We start from the raw sequence: 22,822 nt of genomic DNA, 5'->3' as shown, positions 1-22,822 counted from the left end.
GCCTTGCGCTATCGGGCATTTTTAGTGGTTATCCTTTGCGTGCGTCGATCCAGTCCTGCACTTCTACGACAAACGTATCCGGTGCTTTGCGATACATCTTACGCGCCAAATCCAGGATCGTGTGCTGACCAAGCGCCTCTTCCATACGCTGCTGCGCCATATCCATCACTGAGCGCACGCCGCAAATCCCTTCACAGGCCCACTCCGGCGGATGCTCCTCAAAGACCGCTAAGCGCTGGCGGATTTCACGGCATTCGAAGATGCGCTTATCGCCGTCAATGGCATTGACCACGTCCAGCACCGTGATGTGCTCGGCGGGCCTGGCGAGCTGAAAACCGCCGCCCTTTCCTTCACTGCTGCGCACCAGTCCGGCCTTCGACAGACGGGTGAAGATCTTCGCCAGATAGTCATACGGCACGCTTTGTAGCTCAGCAATTTCCCGTACGCTCATATCCCGCGCATCCCCCTTACTGTCAACCATACACATCAGGCTATGGATGCCGTACTCAACCCCGGAACTGTAGAATGCCATGCTCTTATCTCAGCAAAAATGAATCTGAGTTATTGTAACTTTTTCGGCCTGCACATACCAGATACTCAGAATTCACCTGCTCATAAATAAAATTTAATTCATTAAATATCAAATATATAAATACAATTCGACAGACAAAGAAGCGCTTTTACAGGAAATCACATTGCAATCTTTAACTACGACCAATAAAATCCGAGTAAATAATTCATAGTCACCAGTGAGAAACGCCAATGCGTAAAAAAATTCTGATCGTGGGCGCCGGTTTTGCCGGTATGTGGGCAGCATTAAGCGCCGCACGACTGGCGGATAAACATCAGCAGCCCATTGATATTACTGTTATTGCGCCGCAGCCAGAGCTGCGCGTGCGCCCGCGTTTTTATGAGAATGATGTCCAGACGCTGGTTGCGCCACTGCAGCCGCTGTTTGATGTCACCGGTGTGAACTTCCTGCGCGGCACGGTTACCCAGTTGCTTCCACAATCTAAAGAAGTGAGCTGGACGGACGCAACGGGCCAAAAACAGCTTCTCCGCTACGACCGGCTGATTCTGGCCAGCGGCAGTGAAGTTAATCGCAATAGGGTTGCCGGCGCTGCGCAGCACGCCTTCGACCTCGATCAGCTGGAAAGCGCAACCGTACTGGAGCAGCATCTGAAAGATCTCGCGCACAGACCAGAAAGCGAGGCGCGCAATACCGTGGTGGTCTGCGGCGGCGGCTTTACCGGGATCGAAATGGCGCTGGAATTACCGGGTCGCCTGCGCGACATTCTCGGTGCTGATGCTAAGACCAGAGTTGTCGTAGTTGAACGCGGCCCGCAACCGGGTGCACGCTGGAGCCGGGAGCTGCGCGATGTGATCGCCGAAGCCTCCGCTGAACTGGGTGTGGAATGGCGGGTCAATGCAGAAGTCGAAAGCGTGGATGCGTCCGGCGTGACGCTGAAAGACGGGCAGACGATTGCATCACAAACCGTTATCTGGACGGTCGGCGTGCAGGCAAACGGCTTAACGGCACAGATCGACGCCCCGCGCGATCGTCAGGGCCGTCTGCATGTGAATGCGCATCTTCAGGTTGTGGGCCACGAGGATATCTACGCGACGGGTGATGTCGCCTGGGCCGCCACTGATGACAAAGGCAACCACGCCTTAATGACCTGCCAGCACGCGATTCTGTTGGGTAAATTTGCCGGGAACAATGCCGCTGCCTGCCTGTTAGATGTGATGCCACTGCCCTATCGCCAGGAAAACTACGTCACCTGTCTGGATCTGGGCGCGTGGGGCGCGGTGTACAGCGAAGGCTGGGTTCAGCAGGTGAAACTGACGCGCGCAGAGGCGAAGAAACTGAAGCGATCAATCGTCAGCGAGCTGATTTATCCACCGAAAGCGGACCGTACAGTCGCCTTTGAGATTGCCGACCCGCTGGCACCGTTTGTGTAATTGATATTGCCGGATGTCAGCGTACTCGCAAGGCTGCGCGTATGCCCGATAAGCGCAGCGCCATCGGGCAGCAAACCATGCCGGATGGCGACGCGACGCGTGTTATCCGGCTTACGGAGTTCCGGCATAAATATCAAACCGGTGCCCTTTGGTCACCACCGCGTTCGGCGTTGCCACCTCCGCCAGCGGCGGGGCATAGTCCGGGCGCTTGACCACCACGCGTTTAGTGGCTAACTGGCGCGCAGGCTCCAGCAGGCCATCGGCATCTAAATCCGGCCCCACCAGCGACTGAAACACGCGCATCTCTTTTTTCACCAACGCGCTTTTCTGCTTATGCGGGAACATCGGGTCGAGGTATACCACCTGCGGGCGTGGGGTGATATCGGTGAGCGCCGTCAGGCTGGATGCATGAATTAACTGCAAACGCGCCTGCAACCACGGGCCAATTTCCGCATCGGCATAACCGCGCGCCAGGCCATCGTCGAGCAACGCCGCCACTACCGGGTTACGTTCCAGCATCCGTACGCGACAGCCCACGGAGGCCAGCACGAACGCATCGCGTCCCAACCCGGCCGTCGCGTCCACCACGTCCGGCAGATAATCGCCTTTCACGCCAACGGCTTTCGCCACCGCTTCACCGCGACCGCCGCCAAATTTGCGCCGGTGGGCCATCGCCCCGCCGACAAAATCAACGAAGATGCCGCCGAGCTTGGGTTCATCGCGCTTGCGCAGTTCCAGATGCGCCGGTGTCATCACCAGCGCCATCAGATTGTCTTCATCGTGTTCCAGTCCCCAGCGGGCAGCCAGAACAGATAAGGCGCCGTCTCCGGCGCCCGTTTCATCCAGTAAACAAATTTTCACGCCAGTCTTCAGCCCTTGATGCCGTAATGGTCCAGCATCGCATCCAGTTGCGGCTCACGGCCACGGAAGCGTTTGAACAGCTCCATAGGCTCTTCGGAACCCCCACGGGTCAGGATGTTATCGAGGAACGACTGGCCGGTTTCACGGTTGAAAATCCCTTCGTCTTCAAAGCGGGAGAAGGCGTCCGCCGCCAGCACGTCAGCCCACAGATAGCTGTAATAACCCGCCGCATAACCCCCGGCAAAAATATGGCTGAAAGCGTGCGGGAAGCGACCCCATGTTGGGCCCGGCACCACGGCAACCTGCTTTTTAATCTCCGCCAGGGTGTCGAGAATTTTCGCCCCTTGCTGCGGGTTAAACTCAGCGTGCAGACGGAAGTCGAACAGACCGAACTCCAGCTGACGCAGGATGAACAGCGCCGCCTGGTAGTTTTTCGCCGCCAGCATTTTATCCAGCAGTTCTTTAGGCAGCGGCTCACCGGTTTCATAGTGACCGGAGATAAACGCCAGCGCTTCCGGCTCCCAGCACCAGTTTTCCATAAACTGGCTTGGCAGTTCGACAGCATCCCACGGCACACCGTTGATACCGGAAACACCGGCCGTTTCGATGCGGGTCAGCATATGATGCAGGCCGTGACCGAACTCGTGGAACAGGGTAATCACTTCATCGTGGGTAAACAGCGCCGGCTTGCCGCTGACCGGACGGTTAAAGTTGCAGGTCAGGTAAGCGACCGGTTTTTGCAGCGTGCCGTCGGTTTTACGCATCTGCCCAACGCAGTCGTCCATCCATGCCCCACCGCGCTTGTTTTCACGCGCATAAAGATCCAGATAGAAGCTGCCGCGCAGTTCGTTGTGTTCGTCATACAGCTCAAAGAAACGCACTTCCGGGTGCCAGACGTCAACATCGGTACGCTCTTTGGCAGTGATGCCATAAATACGCTTAACCACTTCGAACAGGCCGTTTACGGCTTTGTTTTCCGGGAAGTACGGGCGCAACTGCTCGTCGCTGATGCTGTACAGGTGCTGTTTCTGTTTCTCGCTGTAGTAGGCGATATCCCACGGCTGCAGCTCATCAACGCCAAACTCTGCTTTGGCGAAGGCGCGCAGCTGGGCCAGCTCTTTTTCACCCTGCGGACGGGCACGTTTTGCCAGATCGGTCAGGAAGTCGAGCACCTGCTGCGGGTTCTCGGCCATTTTAGTGGCGAGAGATTTAAAGGCATAGCTTTCAAAGCCCAGCAATTGAGCCAGCTCGTGGCGCAGCGCGAGGATCTCTTCCATCACCGGGCTGTTGTCCCATTTGCCCGCATTGGGCCCCTGATCGGACGCACGGGTGGAGTAGGCGCGGTACATTTCTTCACGCAATGCCTGGTTGTCGCAGTAGGTCATCACCGGCAGATAGCTCGGGATATCCAGCGTCAGCAGATAACCTTCCTGCTCTTTGGCTTCGGCCTGGGCTTTTGCTGCCGCCAGCGCACTTTCCGGCATGCCAGCCAGCTCAGATTCGTCGGTGACCAGTTTGGTCCAGCCCATGGTGGCGTCGAGCACGTTGTTGCTGTACAGGTTGCCAAGTTCAGACAGGCGGGTCGCGATTTCACCGTAGCGCTGCTGTTTTTCTTTCGGCAGGCCGATACCAGAAAGCTCAAAGTCACGCAGGGCGTTATCGACGGCTTTTTTCTGCGCGGTATTCAGAGTGGCGTAATGGTCACCTTCACGCAGATCGCGGTACGCCTGGTACAGGCCTTCATGTTGCCCAACCCAGGTGCTGTACTCAGACAGCAGCGGCAGCGTTTGTTCGTAGGCTTCGCGCAGTTCCGGGCTATTTTTCACCGAGTTCAGATGGCTGACCGGAGAGAAGATACGCCCCAGAACATCGTCCACTTCCGCCAGCCGCTGGCAAAGATTTTCCCAGGTGTATGGCGCCCCCTGCGCAACCACGCGCTCGACGTTTTCGCGGCAGTCGTTCAGCGCCTTAGTGACGGCGGGTACAACATGCTCCGGCTGAATTTTGGAAAACGGCGGCAGTTCGAAGGGAGTCAGCAATGGATTGGTCATTAGCGCAGTCCTGTAGAAAAGAGTGAATGAAGCGCGCATCCGGCGCTGTGCATATTATTTGTAGAATGGGGTTAAGTGTAGAGGATTTCAATGCCAGGCGTTGCGCTTTCGCGGCAGTGACGACTTTTCTGTATACTGTGGCGATACGCTCTATTTTCGCCCGATAGCACGCAGCTTATCGGGCCTACGTTTACAACCTGGAACACGTTTACCCATGCTCAGTTATCGCCACAGCTTTCACGCTGGCAACCACGCCGACGTCCTTAAACACACGGTTCAGAGCCTGATCATCGAGTCGCTCAAAGAGAAAGATAAACCGTTTCTCTATCTGGACACCCACGCCGGTGCGGGCCGTTATCAGCTGAGCAGTGAACGTGCTGAACGTACCGGTGAGTATCTGGAAGGTATCGCCCGCATCTGGCAGCAGGACGACCTGCCGGCAGAACTCGAGCCGTTCATCAGCGTAGTGAATCATTTCAACCGTAGCGGTCAACTGCGCTACTACCCAGGCTCTCCGCTGATTGCCCGCCAGCTGCTGCGCGCGCAGGACAGCCTGCAGCTAACCGAACTGCACCCGAGCGATTTTCCGCTGCTGCGCTCCGAATTCCAGAAAGATGAGCGCGCGCGCGTGGCAAAAGCCGACGGCTATCAGCAGTTGAAATCGAAATTACCACCCGTCTCCCGTCGCGGGCTGATCCTCATCGATCCGCCGTACGAAATTAAAACCGACTACCAGGCGGTAGTGGCCGGTATCCACGAAGGCTATAAGCGTTTCGCAACCGGCACCTATGCCCTGTGGTATCCGGTAGTCCTGCGCCAGCAAATCAAACGCATGACCAAAGAGCTGGAAGCGACCGGCATTCGCCGCATCCTGCAAATTGAGCTGGCGGTTCGTCCGGACAGCGATCAACGCGGCATGACGGCGTCCGGCATGATTGTGGTTAACCCACCGTGGAAGCTGGAACAGCAAATGAATAATGTGCTGCCGTGGCTGCACCGCAAACTGGTTCCGGCGGGAACCGGACATACCTCGGTAAGCTGGATCGTACCGGAGTAATCGCAGCCATCGGTGGAACCTTTTGATTTCAGGTATACAATCGCGAATATTTTGGCGGAAGGCATAACGCTTCTCCGCCCTACAATGAACATGAAGGAGCGGTCATGACCAAACACTATGATTACATCGCTATCGGCGGCGGCAGCGGCGGTATCGCCTCCATTAACCGCGCGGCCATGTACGGTCAGAAATGCGCGTTGATTGAGGCCAAAGAACTGGGCGGTACCTGCGTCAACGTTGGCTGTGTACCGAAGAAAGTGATGTGGCATGCCGCACAGGTTCGTGAAGCGATCCATATGTACGGCCCGGACTACGGCTTCGATACCACCATCAATAAATTCGACTGGGACAAGCTGATTGCCACCCGTACCGCCTATATCGACCGCATTCACACCTCGTACGACAACGTACTGGGTAAAAATAATGTCGATGTGATCAAAGGTTTTGCCCGCTTCGTTGATGCCAAGACCATTGAAGTAAACGGTGAAACCATCACCGCCGATCATATTTTGATTGCTACCGGCGGCCGCCCGAGCCACCCGAACATTCCAGGCGTGGAATACGGTATTGATTCCGACGGTTTCTTTGAACTGCCGGCCCTGCCGAAGCGCGTTGCGGTAGTTGGTGCAGGTTACATCGCCGTTGAACTGGCTGGCGTGATTAACGGCCTGGGCGCAGAAACACATCTGTTCGTGCGTAAACACGCGCCGCTGCGCAGCTTTGACCCGATGATCGTCGACACGCTGGTTGAGGTAATGAATGCCGAAGGCCCGACCCTGCATACACACGCGATTCCAAAAGCGGTGGTTAAAAATGCAGATGGCAGCCTGACCCTGGAGCTGGAAGATGGTCGTAGCCAGACCGTGGATTGCCTGATCTGGGCGATTGGCCGTGAACCGGCAACCGATAACTTTAACCTGGCGGTTACTGGCGTGAAAACCAACGAAAAAGGTTACATCATCGTTGATAAATACCAGAACACTAGCGTTCCTGGGATTTACGCCGTGGGCGATAACACCGGTGCCGTTGAATTAACGCCGGTTGCCGTTGCCGCGGGTCGTCGCCTGTCCGAACGTCTGTTTAACAACAAGCCGGACGAACATCTGGACTACAGCAACATCCCGACCGTGGTCTTCAGCCATCCGCCAATTGGCACCATCGGCTTAACCGAGCAACAGGCGCGCGAGCAGCACGGCGATGATCAGGTGAAAGTGTATAAATCATCGTTTACCGCGATGTATACCGCTGTCACCACACACCGTCAGCCGTGCCGTATGAAGCTGGTGTGCGTGGGTCCGGAAGAGAAGATTGTCGGTATTCACGGCATCGGCTTTGGCATGGACGAAATGCTGCAGGGCTTTGCCGTGGCACTGAAAATGGGCGCGACCAAGAAAGACTTCGACAACACAGTCGCTATTCACCCGACCGCGTCGGAAGAATTTGTCACCATGCGTTAATACTATAAATGCCGGATGGCAGCTAATGCCTTATCCGGCCTACAAACACCGTAATATGTAGGCCAGATAAAGCATCAGTCGCCCTTCGGCATTGTATTAATCACTTATCCTGCATATACGGCGTATAGATCCCGTTGAGGCTTTCAAGGAACGCCACGATATCGTCGATATCTTTTTGCGGCAGTTCTTTGCCGACCTGATAACGCAGCATCAGTTTTACCGCGCCGTCGAGGGTTGGCACATCTCCCCGGTGGAAATAAGGCGCAGTCAGTGCAACGTTGCGTAATCCAGGGACTTTCTGGCGCAGCTTATCTCGTAATTCATTGGTGACGTTCATTCGACCAATATCTACGGCAGTGACCTCACCAAAATTAAAGTCCTTTTTCAAGCCTAAGGGTTCAAATGAACGCCCGCCTAAAATAATACCGCCATGGCAGGTGGCACATTTATTTTCCTTAAATAATTGATAGCCATGTTTTTGCTGAGCCGTTAACGCGCTTTCATCACCCCGCAGCCATTTATCAAACGGTGCATTTGGCGTAATTAGCGTTTTCTCAAACTCAGCAATCGCATCGGTAATATTGTCCCCGCTGAATCCCTGAGGATAAATGGTGATAAATTCTTGCTTCAGCACCGGGTCTTTATTTAACTTCTGGATAATTTCATCCCAGGATTTCGACGCCACCGACACCGATTGACGTTTTCCTGCCATCCACACCGCCTGCGTTTAAGGCGTGGCAGTGCGCACAGGAGATCGTGCTGTCGCCAGAAATGCGCGGGTCATGATAAAGCGTAAAGCCCAGCGCCACTTTGCGGGCATCAGTCGGAATACTTTCCGGTATTGGCTGTACGGGCTCATTACGATGCTGCGTGGCGGTATCACGGCTGGCGTAGTACTGCTCACGTTGTTTGGCTACCCAGCCAAGAATGTCTTCTCGCTCAGCATCACTGACCTTACCGGCCCAGATTACATGGGCCAGAACTATCATTAGAATAGCCTGCACCTATTACAGGGATCGGATGTTAGCTGATTCTGTTCACACCTCGTTGCAATCGAATGTTCTGAAAATGGAAAATATACAGATCGCACAAGACCAGTAATTCTTCATTATTATCATTAAGATAGTTTGATTTTTTAAATATTAAAAAACATAAGAACGTGATCAACCGCACGCTTTACTCACCCGACACCGAAGCGAATGTCTACGCTTAACAGACAGCCGGGCAATAGCCGTTTCCTTTCACCATCTCTTTACCGGAGGTCTTTCTCATTATGCTCAACCAGAAACTACCCCACGCCCCTTCAGAAGAACTGACGATCGACCTCGATCTGCTTTATGAAATGGATCCGTGCGAGTTAAAGCTGGATGAAATGATTGAGGCAGAGCCTGAGCCGGAGATGATTGAAGGGCTGCCTGCCTCAGATGCGTTAACGCCCGCCGATCGTTACCTCGAACTGTTCGAACATGTTCAGTCGTCAAAGCTGTTTGCCGACAGCAAAACCTTCCCCGACTGCGCACCCAAAATGGACCCGCTGGACATTTTGATCCGCTATCGCAAGGTTAAGCGGCACCGGGACTTTGACCTGCAGCGCTTTGTTGAGAACCATTTCTGGCTCCCCGAGACCCCGTCGAGTGAGTACGTTTCCAACCCGCAGGACTCTCTGAAAGAGCATATTGACCAGCTGTGGCCAGTGCTGACACGCGAACCGCAGGATCACATTCCCTGGTCCTCGCTGCTGGCGCTGCCGCAGTCGTATATTGTGCCGGGCGGACGTTTTAGCGAAACCTACTACTGGGATTCCTACTTCACTATGCTCGGTCTGGCGGAGAGCGGTCGGGGGGATCTGCTGAAATGTATGGCGGATAACTTTGCCTGGATGATTGAAAACTATGGCCATATCCCGAACGGTAATCGGACCTACTACCTGAGTCGCTCTCAGCCGCCGGTGTTTGCACTGATGGTGGAACTGTTTGAAGAAGATGGCGTGCGCGGCGCGCGGCGTTATCTGGATCATCTCAAAATGGAATACGCGTTCTGGATGGATGGCGCAGATTCCCTGGCGTTAAACCAGGCGTACCGTCATGTCATCAGAATGCCAGATGGTTCTCTGCTCAACCGTTATTGGGACGATCGTGATACCCCGCGCGATGAATCGTGGATCGAAGACGTCGAAACGGCCAAGCATTCTGGCCGACCGCCGAATGAGGTGTACCGGGATTTGCGTGCCGGTGCGGCTTCCGGCTGGGATTACTCCTCACGCTGGCTGCGCGATGCGGGCCGCCTTGCCAGCATCCGCACCACCCAGTTCATCCCCATTGATCTCAACGCCTTCCTGTACAAACTGGAAAGCACCATTGCAAACATTTCGGCACTGAAAGGCGATCGCGAAACCGAGGCTCTGTTTCGCCAGAAAGCCACCAACCGCCGCGCCGCCGTGGACCACTTTCTATGGGATGATGAAAACGGCTGTTATCGGGATTATGACTGGCGACGCGAAGAGATGGCCCTCTTCTCCGCCGCCAGTATCGTGCCGCTGTATGTCGGTATGGCAACCCATGCACAAGCCGACCGCCTCGCTAATGCCGTACGCAGCCGTCTGTTAACCCCCGGGGGTATTATGGCGACGGAATACGAAACCGGTGAACAGTGGGATAAACCCAACGGCTGGGCACCGCTGCAGTGGATGGCGATTCAGGGCTTCAAGCTGTACGGTGACGACCACCTGGGAGATGAGATTGCCCGCAACTGGTTGAAAACGGTTAACCTTTTTTATCAGGAGCACCATAAGCTTATCGAGAAGTACCATATCGCCGACGGCACGCCGCGTGAAGGCGGCGGCGGCGAGTACCCGTTGCAGGATGGCTTTGGCTGGACCAACGGCGTCGTGCGCCGATTAATCGGTCTCTACGGCGAGCCGTAACGGTCTGACAAGACGTTGCTCATCAGACCGTCAGTTAATGGCGTCATACAGCGCGGTATGAATTTTCTGCCATTTCTTGTTTTCGGCGTTTGGCTCCGCGCGAGCGCGTCGTTCGGCTTGCTCGGCGTCATACCGTTGGCGCGCGACAACGTCCGGTTTAGCACAAAAACTTTGCAGATAGCTTTTATGCAGCGACGTCAGCGATGCGCCGTTCGACATCGCATGACTTAGCGTACTCATAAACTGCTGACAGGGCTGGGTTTCATCCATCTGCAAGGGATAGCGCAACAACAGCTTCAGCACAGCAGTATTGCCCGCAGAGAACGCCTGCTCCGTCCACGCCAGCTTCCAGTCCATCCCGCCTTGTAAAAACAATGACGTAATGCGGGTATCATTGCGATCGATAGCCGCCCGCATGGTAAACGCATCCCACGAAATGCCCATGCGGGTCACGGCTTCCCGTGCGGAAGGAGCATCACGTCGCGGTTCCTCTTGTATGATTTCAACCGATTGACCGGCGGTCACCCGCGGCGCAGGCGAGCTAAATAACCAGAATGCGCCCAGCGATATTGCCAGCACCATCGCGCCAACGGCGACCCACAGCATGTTGGAAATCAGCTGCTCACGCTCTTCAGCCGTACGCTGCGCTCGCTTTTCTGGTGGGTCAATGCTGTCGGCAATTTCTTGTTTATCATCCCCGGTCTGTTCAGCCTTTTGCTTTGCCGTTTCCCAGAACTGGCGAACGAGACCCTCATCAGATTCCAGATACGATGCGGGATTGATGCGGACACGACGTTCTTCAAACGCCCGCTGCACGGGGTGGGTAATTTGTCGGTACTGATACTTTAACAACATCAGCTGTACCGAGGTCAGCGGCTGCTGAGCAAGAATGCTATTACGTGCTATCCGGCAATCATCAAGAAACATGCGCAGCGTTAAGCGCGGTTCGACAAACAGCGTGAGTACCGAAGTGTCATTAAAAATCTGGGTAAAGTGGCGCACGAACAGTTTCTTATCGACCACCATCAGCGCCAGCTCGCTAAACAACATGCCGTCCAGCGCATCACGCCCCTCACCCAGCTTAAGCCAGCGGCGCAGCCGGTCGGCACCGAAGTGCTGTTTCAGGAAGCTGTTGAGCGGATGCTGGTCCGGCCATACCCTTGCGACAAGGGCTTTGAGGGTTAACTCTATAGCACGAAGTTGACTCTGCGCTTGCAGCTGCGCCTCCTGTCCTCCACTTTCAATATCGGTTTGATAGTGCAGGATCGGCTGAAGCTGGCGCAGTTGCTCCAGAGACGCGACAAAACGCAGCGCAGAAATGAGCTGGTTTTCACTGACATCCTGACCACTTTCATACTGGGGAACGTTTTGCTGAAGATGGCGTAACCGCAGGGTGAACTGGCTTAATTGCGCATCGTTCATCTGCAATCGTCTGGCTACCGCCCCCCAGCCACCCAGATTCAGGCGAGCCTGGTCGAGCTGTTCCAGAAACCAGCGCGGGTCTTTTCCCTCTGCAACATGCACACCTAACAACAACAGGATTTCCACCGATGCCTGGCGGATGATCCCCAAACAGTGTTCAAATGGCGTACATGTCGCCGGTAATGCGCTATTGGTCATTATCATCCCTAAAAGGGCCGTAACGGTACGGCCTCACAATGGTCTTTATTGCTCTTTTTATAAACGCGACGCCGTATTAAAACGTGCCGGTGTAAACTGAAACACATTCATATAACAAATGAATGTGTTTTACAGTGATGACCTCGTAATCATTGAAAATTATCCAGGAGATAAGCCTGTGCCCGTGTTAAAAACACCACGACTGACCTGCCGCCCGCTGACGGCGTCTGATTGGGATTTTTTCTTAGCATTACAGCAGGATCCTGGCGTAATGCACTATGTCTCTGATGCGCGCTCTGAACAAGACGTACGGACAATATTCGACTCGCGTTTAGCCGAATGGTCTCCCGGAAGCCCACACTGGCTATGCCTGGTCATGTGCGATAACGACTCGGGAACGCCGCTCGGCGTCACCGGATATGTTCACGAAAATAATGAGTGTGCCGAAGTGGGGTTTCTGCTCGCGCCCGAAGCGCAAGGTAAAGGCTATGGCGCGGAGTCTTTGCATGCCGTGTGTGATTTCGCGTTTACAACCGGCGGGCTACACCGTATGACGGCCTGCGTCACCGCCGGCAATTATGCGTCTCGACGTCTGCTGGAAAAGACGGGATTTATTCTCGAAGGTACACTGCGCGAAAGCTATTGGCTGCATCAAACCTGGCACGATGACTGGATTTTCGGCCTGTTAAAGCACGAATATCCGCTCCGCGCGTCATAAGGCGTCTTACTGAAAAAACGGGCTGTATGGCAGGTACCATAACGGAAGGTTTGCTCTAGAATGGTTCTCTTTGCAGAGAAATCAGTATGTACCGCCATTCATCACATTTTACGCCCGCCTGTATCGCCTTTATTAAACAAGGACAGGGATTGTCGCTGGAAAAATATCAGGATGAACGCGGGGTCTGGGTCATTGGCTACGGGCATGAAATCACCGTAGGTGAAACCTTCACGAGCCAAATTTCAGTAGCACAGGCAGAAACGCTGCTGCTCATGGATCTCTACGCCTGCGAGGAATTAATCCAGGCGAAACTGCCGCAACTTAACGATCTGTTTCAGCTGGAAGCATTAATTGCGTGGATGTTTAGCGTGGGGATAACCCGGTTTTGCGCATCAGAAATGTGGCCTGCTCATATTTCACAGCCAGAGACGTTCTGACTGTGAAATAAGCGTTGATTAATGTACTTCGTTTAACATCATCGCCGCCTGGGTACGGTTTTTTACCTCCAGACGCTGATACAGCGACTCCAGATGCGCTTTTACCGTCCCGGTGCTGATATTTAACAGGCGACCAATTTGTTTATTGGACTCCCCCGCAGCCAGCATGGTCAAGATCTCGCGCTGACGCGAACTTAGTGCTTTTATATTTTGGCTACCGCACGCGGTTGGCGTTAAGCAATCTCTGGGATAAAACATCATGCCCATTGCCACGCTATTGAGCGCCAGCGCGAATGTTTCTGCGTCAGCGTCGCGCGGCACAATGGCCATCACGTTTAACTGTGTCACCTCCTGCAGCCATTTTTTACGGCAATCTGTGGCGGTGATCAGTACTTTTACTGTCGCATAGCGTTGCGCGAGTTGTTGGAGCAGTTCACGGCAAAACTCACTGCCAAGATCGCCATCAAGCATAACCAACGCATTGGGATTGTCTTCCAGCTTTTGCCAAAGGTCATCTGCCTGACTGACACCCTGAACATCCACTCCTGGAAGATTTTCTTGTAAACTGACATTCATTCCATGAATAAATATTGACTGCCTGTCAAACATTATTACCTGCATTATTTCTCTCCGTCTGAATAAGATATTGGCCTTAACACGCGGAAGGGTATTACCCACGGGGTAAAATAAGAACTCACCATTTGGCAGGGGCCATTCTACCGATGAAAGAAGAAGAGAGAAGCAGAAGTTATGAATAGTTACAGCTCAAACAAAAGGATTACATAAAGAGGTCATAAAAAGACTCTGAATTAAGGAATTCCTTATTATTAGCGCATACCTCTCGCCAAGTAATATTAATTAATCAGAGTCTATGTTTTTCACCAAAAATAAGGAACATGGCATATCAGGGAAATATGTTACAAAAAATAATGTAGCATGAAGTGCTTATTTAATCAGAGTCAGTGACCGAATAAGCACGGGACGGGTTTACAGGAACATCCCGCCAGAGACCTCAATGCGCTGCGCGGTCATCCACGCCAGGTCATCACTAAGCAACGCAGCGATGGCATCACCAATATCATCCGGCATCCCGACACGTCCCAATGCGGTTTGCGAGGCAATATATGCATTCAGCTGCGCATTGTCCCGCACGTTCCCGCCGCCAAAATCGGTTTCAATCGCGCCGGGCGCAATAATGTTCGCCGTAATACCGCGCTCCCCCAACTCTTTTGCCTGATAGCGGGTCAGCACTTCCATCGCGCCTTTCATGGCGGCATAGGCGCTGTAGCCTGGCAGGGCAAAACGCGACAGCCCGGTCGACACATTGAGGATCCTGCCCCCTTGGTTTATCAGCGGCAACAGGCTCTGTGTCAGGAAAAAAGGCCCTTTAAACTGGATGTTCAAAAGCTGGTCAAACTGCGCTTCGGTGAAAGCAGAATACGGCGCAGTTATGCCGATTCCGGCGTTGTTCAATAAATAATCAAACCTCGTACATTGCCACTGGGTTTGCAGCGTCTCCTGCATTTGTTCAACAAAGCGCGGAAACGTTGAGACATCGCCGACATTCAGCGGCAATGCTGCTGCTTTGCCGCCAAGTTGGCGAATATCATCCACCACCTGTTGAGCTTCTTTTTCATTGCTGTTCCACGTCAGAATGATGCCCATACCTTTACTCGCCAGCTTAAGCGCCGCGTTTTTCCCCAGTCCACGACCGCCGCCGGTCACCAATACAATACGTTGCGTCATAAGAAACCTCATTTCAGGCGTTGTGAAGATTGAGATAAAGCTTATTAGGTGTTAGAAAAACAATAAATATGTCGAATTGCGCATTACTGTTTCCTTGAGAACAACAATAGGGCAGAGAGATGGATAAAATTCACGCAATGCAGTTGTTCCTCCGCGTCGCAGAACTGGAGAGTTTTTCGCGTGCGGCCGACACCCTCGGACTGCCTAAGGGAAGCGTATCGCGACAAATCCAGGCGCTGGAAAATCATCTGGGTACCCAGTTGCTGCATCGCACCACCCGCCGCGTTCAACTGACCCAGGACGGGATGATCTATTACGAACGTGCGAAAGATCTGTTGAGCAATCTGGATGAGCTGGACGGACTTTTTCATCACGATCCCACCAGCATCAGCGGTAAACTGCGGGTCGATATGCCGGTTGGCGTGGCCAGAAATCTGGTGATGCCCCGCCTGCCTGCCTTTTTGCATCAGTATCCAGGACTTGAGCTAGAACTCAGCAGCAGCGACCGTCTGGTGGATTTAATCCGTGAGGGTTTCGACTGCGTGGTGCGCGTGGGTGCGCTGAAAGATTCAGGGCTGATTGCCCGCCCGCTGGGGAAATTGACGCAGATTAACTGCGCCAGCCCACAGTATCTGGCCCGTTTTGGTTATCCCGAAAGTCTGGACGATTTGGCCTCGCATGCGGTGGTGCATTACGCGGTAAATCTGGGTACCCGTTCGCAGGGCTTTGAAATAGCGACCGACAACGGGCCCCGCTGGATAAAAACCGGCGGCATGCTGACGGTGAACAGTACCGAAACCTATCATGCGGCCTGTCTTGCCGGGTTGGGCATCATTCAGGTCCCACGCGTGGGTGTACGTGAGGCATTGCGCGCCGGTACGCTGGTTGAAGTCTTACCGCAGTATCGCGCCGAACCGATGCCGGTTTCTCTGCTGTATCCACATCGCCGTAATCTCTCCCGCCGGGTCCACCTGTTTATGGAATGGCTGACCGGCGTGATGAAAGACTATGTGGACTGACGCGCTATACTGTCCTGTGAATGCACAGAATAAGGACTACCGCCCTGATGACGCAGGAAAAAGACGTAAAACGCCCCATTCAGGAACTTGAGCACGCGCCGATCGCCAAAATTGACACACCAGAGCGTGACCAGACAGAAACCAACAATAAGACCCATCAGGCGCTGAAAACAGCCCTGACTCTGGCGGAACGCGTTCAACACCAGCCCATGATCGCCCACCTTATCCGCGCCGCAGAACGTTTTAATGACCGGATGGGAAACCAGTTTGGCGCGGCAATCACCTATTTCTCGTTCCTGTCGATGATCCCTATCCTGATGGTATCGTTCGCTGCCGCCGGTTTTATTCTCGCGTCGCACCCCACGTTATTGCAGGATATCTTCAGTAAAATCCTGGCCAACGTCAGCGATCCGACGCTGGCATCCACGCTGAAAAACACCATCAATACCGCCGTTCAGCAACGTACCACCGTCGGGCTGGTCGGGCTGGGTATCGCCCTTTACTCCGGGGTTAACTGGATGGGAAACCTGCGCGAGGCCATTCGCGCCCAGTCGCGTGATGTCTGGGAACGCACGCCGCAGGATCAGGAGAAAATCTGGGTTAAATATCTGCGCGATTTTGTCTCGCTGATTGGATTACTGATTGCGCTGATTGTCACCCTGTCAATTACCTCCATCGCCGGTTCCGCCCAGCAGATGATAATCTCGGCCCTGTACCTCGATGGTATTGACTGGCTGAAGCCCGCCTGGCGACTGATCGGCCTGGCGATCTCTATTTTCGCCAACTATCTGTTGTTCTTCTGGATTTTCTGGCGACTCCCGCGTCATCGCCCACGTAAGAAGGCGCTCATTCGCGGTACCTTTATTGCGGCCTTTGGCTTTGAAGCAATCAAAATTATTATGACTTACACGTTGCCGTCACTGGTGCAATCCCCATCAGGCGCGGCGTTTGGCTCGGTATTAGGTCTAATGGCTTTCTTCTACTTCTTCGCCCGTTTGACCCTGTTCTGCGCCGCCTGGATAGCCACCGCAGAATACAAAGACGACCCGCGGATGCCGGGGAAAACACACCGCTAATCTTCGTTAACTGCCGGATGGCGCTACGCTTATCTGCCCTACTGGTGAGTTTTGTAGGCCGGATAAGCGTAGCGCCATCCGGCAATTATAATGCCGCCCGCTCTCACTGATTCAGTGAATAAATCCAACCCGTAACTTTTATTTAACCAAAAACCAGTTTTATCATCCAAGTTTTAAATTATGTGAAGCATTTCATAGAAGCGAAATCTTCGGCCTAAACATTATCCCCTTTTTGCCCGATTTTTGACCAAGCGCAACGTTTGTTACAGATTGAAATGTCTCTTTTGCTGTGCGTAATATGACCGTTCGTTCGACAAAAAATAAGAAAATATTATGCAAGCAACCGCCACAACGCTCGACAACGAACAGGAACACACCCCGGTCAATTCGCGCAATAAAGTCGTCGTCGCCTCACTCATCGGTACCGCCATTGAGTTCTTCGACTTCTATATTTACGCGACCGCCGCGGTGATCGTTTTCCCCCATATCTTCTTCCCGCAGGGCGACCCGGCGGCGGCTACGCTGCAGTCTCTCGCCACCTTTGCTATCGCCTTTGTGGCGCGGCCGATCGGCTCGGCGGTGTTCGGACATTTCGGCGACCGCGTCGGGCGTAAGGTCACGCTGGTTGCTTCGCTGCTGACCATGGGGATCTCGACGGTGATTATCGGCTTGTTGCCGGGTTATGCGTCGATTGGGATTTTCGCCCCGATCCTGCTGGCACTGGCGCGTTTTGGTCAGGGATTGGGTCTTGGCGGTGAATGGGGCGGTGCTGCATTGCTGGCCACAGAAAATGCCCCACCGCGCAAACGGGCGCTCTATGGGTCCTTCCCGCAGTTGGGCGCACCGATCGGCTTCTTCTTTGCCAACGGCACGTTTCTGCTGCTCTCCTGGCTGCTGACCGATGAGCAGTTTATGAGCTGGGGCTGGCGTGTACCGTTTATAGCCTCTGCGGTACTGGTGATTATCGGTCTGTACGTTCGCGTCTCACTGCATGAATCCCCGGTGTTCGCCAAAGTCGCGGCAGCGAAAAAGCAGGTCAAGATCCCGCTGGGAACCCTGCTGACAAAACATGTTCGCGTCACGATCCTCGGCACGTTTATCATGCTGGCGACCTATACGCTGTTCTATATCATGACCGTTTACTCAATGACCTTCAGTACCGCCGCCGCCCCTGTGGGCCTTGGTTTACCGCGTAATGAAGTCCTGTGGATGCTGATGATGGCGGTGATTGGCTTTGGCGTGATGGTCCCGGTTGCCGGACTGCTGGCCGACGCGTTTGGTCGTCGCAAGAGCATGCTCATCATCACCACGCTTATCATTCTGTTCGCCCTGTTCGCCTTTAAACCGCTGCTGGGTTCTGGCAATCCGGCGCTGGTCTTTGTCTTCCTGCTGCTGGGGCTGAGCCTGATGGGGCTGACATTCGGCCCGATGGGCGCGCTGCTGCCGGAGCTGTTCCCGACCGAGGTGCGCTACACGGGCGCGTCGTTCTCGTATAACGTTTCATCGATTCTCGGCGCGTCCGTGGCCCCCTACATCGCGGCATGGTTGCAAGGTAACTATGGTTTGCCGGCCGTCGGGATTTATCTGGCATCGATGGCCGCATTAACGCTGATCGCGCTGCTGTTAATCCACGAGACGCGTCATCAGTCGTTGTGATTCTTTTGCCGGATGGCGGTGTAACCACCTCATCCGGCCTACGTTGAGCATGAAATCCAGGCCGGGTAAACATCCGGCCAGACATCACTTCTTCATTTGCGACAAAATCGTCCGGCACTGATTAGCCTCACCTTCTGACGGTGAGATCAGTGCCAGCAGGGCGGCAGCCGGCGTGACGAGCGTTGCCAGTGCCGCGGCGACGGCCCCACGCGCAATCAACGGCCCTGCTTTCACTCCGGCCTGTGGATTTTTGAATGTCCCGCGAACATACAGCGGTGAACGCAGCGTAATAATACGAATGCCTTTACTCTCCGGATCGACGGTTAAATCCAGCTGTTCAGAGGCAAAACTCGCTGTTCCGGTAACATTGATAACCGCATTTTCGGTATCAAAAGCAAAAATTTGCGGGCGCGCAACGCCATTGACGATATCCAGATTCGCCGCCGCACAGTTCACTCGCACTTCGTCATCACCAAATATCTGTCCGACGATATAGTTGCCCAAATTCAGCCCCACTATTTCCATCAGGTTTCGACTGATCAACCCATCGTTCATCAACAACTTCAGGTTGCCATTACTGTTTCCGAGCAGCGCAGCCACCGAATTCCCGCTCCCGCGAAATTCGGCATCACCGTTCATTTCACCGAGCGTTTTCTGCATCAGTTCCACATCCGGCATCAGCTCTTTCAGCTTCAGACGACGCGCCTGAATAGTCGCCCGGCCCTGCATCGGCTTTTTATCCCCTTCCAGATGAATGCGAGAGACGATGCTGCCTCCCGCCAGACCAAATTTCAGCGGCTGCAGTTGCAGGTCGGCATTGTTCAGGATGATATGGGCGGAGAGATCGCTTACCGGCAGGCTGCTGCCGTGCTCAATACGCCGTCCCTTGAAGCGCACATCGGCATCCATCACGTTCCATTTATCGGTTTCGAAACGGTCGTACGGCAAGACTTTATCCGCGGGCTGAACGCTCTTCTCGCCTTTACGCTGTTCAGATTGTTTGGCGCGTTGTGCACCTTTACCGGAATCCACGCCAATCAGCGGTCCTAAATCCGCCAGCCGAAGCTGACGCGACTCAACGTCGCCTTCCAGTTTCGGGCGCGGCTGGCCGGTGGTGTAAGCCAGCGTGCCGTGAATATCGCTGTCGCCGATGCGGCCATTAAAGTCGCGATAACTAAATACGGCAGATTTCTCGCTGCCTATTTTGGCCACCAGCCGCCCGTCTGTTTCAAAGGGGGGAGTATCCGGCAGCAGAACGCCGGTCAAATCGTACAAATCCCCGAGCGAATCACCGGAGAATTTCAACTGAAGATCGACGCCGCCCATATTCATCGGGTCATTTACCGCACCGACAAAGGCCACCCGCGTATTAGCTGAACGGAAATCGGCCTGCACCGGGAACGGTGTGCCTTCGCCGCGTAACGCCAGCATTCCACCGATTTTTCCACTGCCGGTTAGCGGTTCACCGCGATACCGCCCCTGTGCCTTCAGGCCGAAAACGTAATCGCCAACGTTGGCACGCTTTTCTGTGCTTTTCGTTCCCGTCACTTCGCTAAAGGGCAACGGTTTGCCCAGCGGATCAACGACGATTTCAATCTCCGATTGGGTGATCTTATCGTTGATGGCGATACGTCCTTGATCGAACAAAATATTATCGAGTCGAAATGACCAGGCTGAAGGCGGGGTGTTGGGATCGGGGTTTTCACTCCCCGCGAGGGTAAAGGTCCAGTTGTTGTTTTTCTCCGACAGGCGAATAAGCCGCGCGTCCGGTTTCACCAGCTTAATCCACGGTAGCCAGACGGTTTTGGTCAGCAACGCCAGCGGCGCGAGCGTGGCTTCAACGCGCGGGAGATGCACCATGGTGATGTCAGGGATATCCGGCGGGTTGCCGAGGATAATATCCTCCGCATGAATGTGCGGCCACGGAACCCAGCTTCGCCAGCCGGTTTCCTGCTTCTGGCGTTCCCAGACGACGCCCAAATCACCGCGTATCGCGAACGGTCGGTTGAGCTCAGTAGAGACTTTCTGGTTGATGGTCGGTTTGAGCCGGTTCCAGTCAAATGTCGCAATCACGATGATGAGTACGACGATCAACAACAAGAAAACCCCTGATACTGCTGTGGTTATTTTGCCTGCTTTCGTCATCTTTTACCTCCTCACTTTCTTCCTTGCCTGTTCTAAAGATAGTCCAGCAGGGTTAAAAGGAGGCCGATGACGCCAACATCACAGCGACAATATCACCTCTTCAAGGGTATTCAGGGGAACCGGACGCGAGAGAAAATAGCCCTGCGCAGCGAACGCCGGTGAGTTTTGCACGTCGCGCCACTCTTCCAGTGTTTCCACACCTTCAACAATCACGCCGCGGCAATAACGGTTCATCAACTGCAGCAGCAGTGTGAACAGGTTGCGGCCTTCCGGCGTCTGGCGCAGCATAATAAACAGATCCCGCGCTACCTTAATGTAGTCATAGCTGACTTCGCTCAGAGCGGAGAAATTCGCCATCCCGGTGCCAAAGTCATCCAGCCAAAGCGGACCAAACTCGCACATTGAGGCAAATGACGCTCCCTTCGGTAAACGAATATGCTCCACCAGTTCAAAGCGCAGCCACGGCAGGCATTCAATGATTTTCAGTATGTCGGGATCCTGGCGCATCGCCAGCAGCGTCGGGCCATCGACGTTCACCGACGCCAGCAGGTCGTGGGCTCTGAAAAAGTCGCTTTTCAGTTGGAGTTGCAGAAGCTGCTCTTTCACCACGTCAATACGATGACGTACGGCTATTTCGGCAAAATAGCGGTCCGGCGCAAGACGCTGGGCAGGATTGTCAGGATGGCTCACCACTGTCAGCAGTTCAACGGCCATCAGCCGCCCATTGGTCTGGTAAATCGGCTGGTAGGTGTAAGCACGCTCGCACTGCAGCCAATAGCGTCTCTCCAGCAAGCTCTCGATACTCGCATCAGGCGTAATTAGCTGCTGGGTAACCTGCTTTATCATCTGAGATGTCCTGTAAATAAGAGTGTGACTGACCGGACTCGTCAAAGGTTATCGGCGCTCGGGCGCAGAACTTTACGTTCAGCACATCGCAAAATAAAAACCAGGCAGCAAAAAAATTGCGCAGAATACGCGTTGGCTCAAAAAATTAATGGAACGATGTTTTAATATAGTTGACCACTTAACACCCACAGCGCACACTACCGTTAATTTTTTTCAGAGCAGGTTACGACTATGTCCAGCAAGATTGCCGTGATTGGCGAATGCATGATTGAACTGTCACAGAAAGGCGCAGACGTTCAGCGCGGTTTCGGTGGCGACACGTTGAATACATCCGTTTATATCGCCCGTCAGGTCGATTCTGCGGCCCTTTCTGTACACTATGTCACGGCGCTGGGCACGGACAGTTTCAGCCAACAGATGCTGGAATCCTGGCATGGCGAAAACGTCGATACCTCATTAACGCAACGCATGGACAATCGCCTTCCGGGTCTCTATTACATTGAAACAGACAGCACCGGCGAACGTACCTTCTATTACTGGCGTAATGAAGCCGCGGCAAAATTCTGGCTGGAGAGTGAACAATCCGCCGCCATTTGCGAAGAGCTGGCGACGTTCGACTACCTGTACCTGAGCGGTATAAGCCTGGCGATCTTAAGCCCGACCAGCCGCGAGAAACTGCTGTCACTGCTGCGCGAATGCCGCGCCAACGGCGGAAAAGTCATTTTTGACAACAACTACCGCCCGCGCTTGTGGAGCAGTAAAGAAGAGACGCAGCAGGTGTATCAGCAGATGCTGGAGTGCACCAATATCGCGTTCCTGACGCTGGATGATGAAGACGCGCTGTGGGGTGAAAAACCCGTTGCTGAGGTCATTGCCCGCACCCACGCGGCCGGTGTGCAAGAGGTAGTGGTGAAACGCGGCGCAGACTCGTGCCTGGTGTCTATCAATGGCGAAGAGCTCATTGATGTACCGGCGGTAAAACTGCCGAAAGAGAAAGTGATTGATACCACTGCCGCGGGCGACTCGTTCAGCGCCGGGTATCTGGCCGTACGCTTAACCGGTGGTGATGCCGCAGAAGCCGCCAAACGCGGTCATCTGACGGCCAGCACGGTGATTCAGCATCGCGGGGCGATTATTCCCCGCGACGCAATGCCGCAGTAACTTATTGTTCTTGTAGGCCGGATAAGGCGTTAACGCCGCATCCGGCATTGGGTACGCCGGGGGCGTTTCGCTTGCCCGGCCTACAGG

At 54.1% G+C, this 22,822-nt stretch carries 18 protein-coding genes and 1 pseudogene; 10 read left to right on the top strand and 9 right to left on the bottom strand.

Annotation, left to right across the window (positions count from 1 at the left end; all coding sequences use genetic code 11):
* Positions 1 to 28 precede the first annotated feature (28 nt).
* Entirely contained in the window at positions 29 to 532 is a 504-nt protein-coding gene (locus tag FDX01_RS08925; protein ID WP_115257233.1) for an Rrf2 family transcriptional regulator, read from the bottom strand.
* A gap of 230 nt (positions 533 to 762) precedes the next feature.
* Here FDX01_RS08925 and FDX01_RS08920 point away from each other — a divergent pair, with 230 nt between their 5' ends.
* Entirely contained in the window at positions 763 to 1,962 is a 1,200-nt protein-coding gene (locus tag FDX01_RS08920; protein ID WP_137399649.1) for an NAD(P)/FAD-dependent oxidoreductase, read from the top strand.
* A 111-nt stretch (positions 1,963 to 2,073) separates the two neighbouring features.
* Here the strand turns inward: FDX01_RS08920 and rsmJ are convergent, their stop codons facing one another.
* Together rsmJ and prlC are read right to left on the bottom strand one after the other, a co-directional pair.
* Positions 2,074 to 2,823: a 16S rRNA (guanine(1516)-N(2))-methyltransferase RsmJ gene (gene rsmJ / locus FDX01_RS08915; protein ID WP_115257231.1), complete on the bottom strand. Its 750-nt coding sequence runs from the start codon at positions 2,821 to 2,823 to the stop codon at positions 2,074 to 2,076.
* Positions 2,824 to 2,831: 8 nt separating this feature from the next.
* Positions 2,832 to 4,874 carry an oligopeptidase A gene (gene prlC / locus FDX01_RS08910; protein WP_117342500.1) on the bottom strand — a complete coding sequence of 681 codons (2,043 nt, stop codon included), beginning with the start codon at positions 4,872 to 4,874 and terminating at the stop codon, positions 2,832 to 2,834.
* A 214-nt stretch (positions 4,875 to 5,088) separates the two neighbouring features.
* On the opposite strand from prlC, the gene FDX01_RS08905 reads away from it, so the two are divergent.
* A complete protein-coding gene (locus tag FDX01_RS08905; protein ID WP_137399648.1) occupies positions 5,089 to 5,931 on the top strand; it encodes a 23S rRNA (adenine(2030)-N(6))-methyltransferase RlmJ in 843 nt (280 codons plus the stop codon).
* A 104-nt stretch (positions 5,932 to 6,035) separates the two neighbouring features.
* Entirely contained in the window at positions 6,036 to 7,388 is a 1,353-nt protein-coding gene (gene gorA, locus FDX01_RS08900; protein ID WP_137399647.1) for a glutathione-disulfide reductase, read from the top strand.
* Between the two features lie 100 nt (positions 7,389 to 7,488).
* On the opposite strand, the pseudogene FDX01_RS08895 reads toward gorA, so the two are convergent.
* Positions 7,489 to 8,359 (bottom strand): annotated as a pseudogene (locus FDX01_RS08895) (cytochrome-c peroxidase); the annotation flags it as partial.
* Positions 8,360 to 8,661: 302 nt separating this feature from the next.
* On the opposite strand from FDX01_RS08895, the gene FDX01_RS08890 reads away from it, so the two are divergent.
* A complete protein-coding gene (locus tag FDX01_RS08890) occupies positions 8,662 to 10,311 on the top strand; it encodes an alpha,alpha-trehalase (protein WP_115257227.1) in 1,650 nt (549 codons plus the stop codon).
* Between the two features lie 30 nt (positions 10,312 to 10,341).
* Here FDX01_RS08890 and FDX01_RS08885 read toward each other — a convergent pair whose 3' ends face one another.
* On the bottom strand, positions 10,342 to 11,931 hold the full coding sequence (locus FDX01_RS08885; protein ID WP_137399646.1) for an STY4199 family HEPN domain-containing protein: 1,590 nt from the start codon (positions 11,929 to 11,931) through the stop codon (positions 10,342 to 10,344).
* 178 nt (positions 11,932 to 12,109) lie between these two features.
* Between FDX01_RS08885 and FDX01_RS08880 the strand changes: the two genes are divergently transcribed.
* Entirely contained in the window at positions 12,110 to 12,649 is a 540-nt protein-coding gene (locus FDX01_RS08880) for a GNAT family protein (protein WP_117342615.1), read from the top strand.
* Between the two features lie 86 nt (positions 12,650 to 12,735).
* Positions 12,736 to 13,086, top strand: coding sequence for a lysozyme (locus tag FDX01_RS08875; protein WP_137399645.1), 351 nt, complete (start codon positions 12,736 to 12,738; stop codon positions 13,084 to 13,086).
* An 18-nt stretch (positions 13,087 to 13,104) separates the two neighbouring features.
* Here the strand turns inward: FDX01_RS08875 and FDX01_RS08870 are convergent, their stop codons facing one another.
* Positions 13,105 to 13,707 carry a response regulator transcription factor gene (locus FDX01_RS08870; RefSeq protein ID WP_137399644.1) on the bottom strand — a complete coding sequence of 201 codons (603 nt, stop codon included), beginning with the start codon at positions 13,705 to 13,707 and terminating at the stop codon, positions 13,105 to 13,107.
* A gap of 366 nt (positions 13,708 to 14,073) precedes the next feature.
* Positions 14,074 to 14,832, bottom strand: a complete 759-nt coding sequence (locus FDX01_RS08865; RefSeq protein ID WP_137399643.1) for an SDR family oxidoreductase — start codon at positions 14,830 to 14,832, stop codon at positions 14,074 to 14,076.
* Positions 14,833 to 14,951: 119 nt separating this feature from the next.
* On the opposite strand from FDX01_RS08865, the gene FDX01_RS08860 reads away from it, so the two are divergent.
* The 3 genes from FDX01_RS08860 to FDX01_RS08850 all read left to right on the top strand — a co-directional run bounded on the left by FDX01_RS08860 (position 14,952) and on the right by FDX01_RS08850 (position 18,583).
* Positions 14,952 to 15,851: a LysR family transcriptional regulator gene (locus FDX01_RS08860; protein ID WP_096759177.1), complete on the top strand. Its 900-nt coding sequence runs from the start codon at positions 14,952 to 14,954 to the stop codon at positions 15,849 to 15,851.
* 47 nt (positions 15,852 to 15,898) lie between these two features.
* Positions 15,899 to 16,927 (top strand): inner membrane protein YhjD, encoded by a 1,029-nt coding sequence (yhjD, locus tag FDX01_RS08855; protein ID WP_137399642.1) that lies wholly within the window; start codon positions 15,899 to 15,901, stop codon positions 16,925 to 16,927.
* Between the two features lie 333 nt (positions 16,928 to 17,260).
* Positions 17,261 to 18,583, top strand: coding sequence for an MFS transporter (locus tag FDX01_RS08850; protein ID WP_096759175.1), 1,323 nt, complete (start codon positions 17,261 to 17,263; stop codon positions 18,581 to 18,583).
* Positions 18,584 to 18,667: 84 nt separating this feature from the next.
* Here FDX01_RS08850 and FDX01_RS08845 read toward each other — a convergent pair whose 3' ends face one another.
* Positions 18,668 to 20,728: an AsmA family protein gene (locus tag FDX01_RS08845; RefSeq protein WP_135911249.1), complete on the bottom strand. Its 2,061-nt coding sequence runs from the start codon at positions 20,726 to 20,728 to the stop codon at positions 18,668 to 18,670.
* Between the two features lie 78 nt (positions 20,729 to 20,806).
* A complete protein-coding gene (gene pdeH, locus FDX01_RS08840) occupies positions 20,807 to 21,574 on the bottom strand; it encodes a cyclic-guanylate-specific phosphodiesterase (RefSeq protein WP_096759173.1) in 768 nt (255 codons plus the stop codon).
* A gap of 231 nt (positions 21,575 to 21,805) precedes the next feature.
* Here pdeH and FDX01_RS08835 point away from each other — a divergent pair, with 231 nt between their 5' ends.
* Complete coding sequence (locus tag FDX01_RS08835) at positions 21,806 to 22,735, top strand: sugar kinase (protein ID WP_096759172.1); 930 nt, start codon at positions 21,806 to 21,808, stop codon at positions 22,733 to 22,735.
* Positions 22,736 to 22,822: the final 87 nt, after the last annotated feature.

This window comes from Citrobacter sp. wls613 (assembly GCF_005281195.1).
In the GTDB taxonomy this organism is placed as follows: Bacteria; Pseudomonadota; Gammaproteobacteria; order Enterobacterales; family Enterobacteriaceae; genus Citrobacter; species Citrobacter gillenii.
Note: the sequence above shows the minus strand (reverse complement) of the source record. Positions and strands in the feature narration are given on the sequence as shown.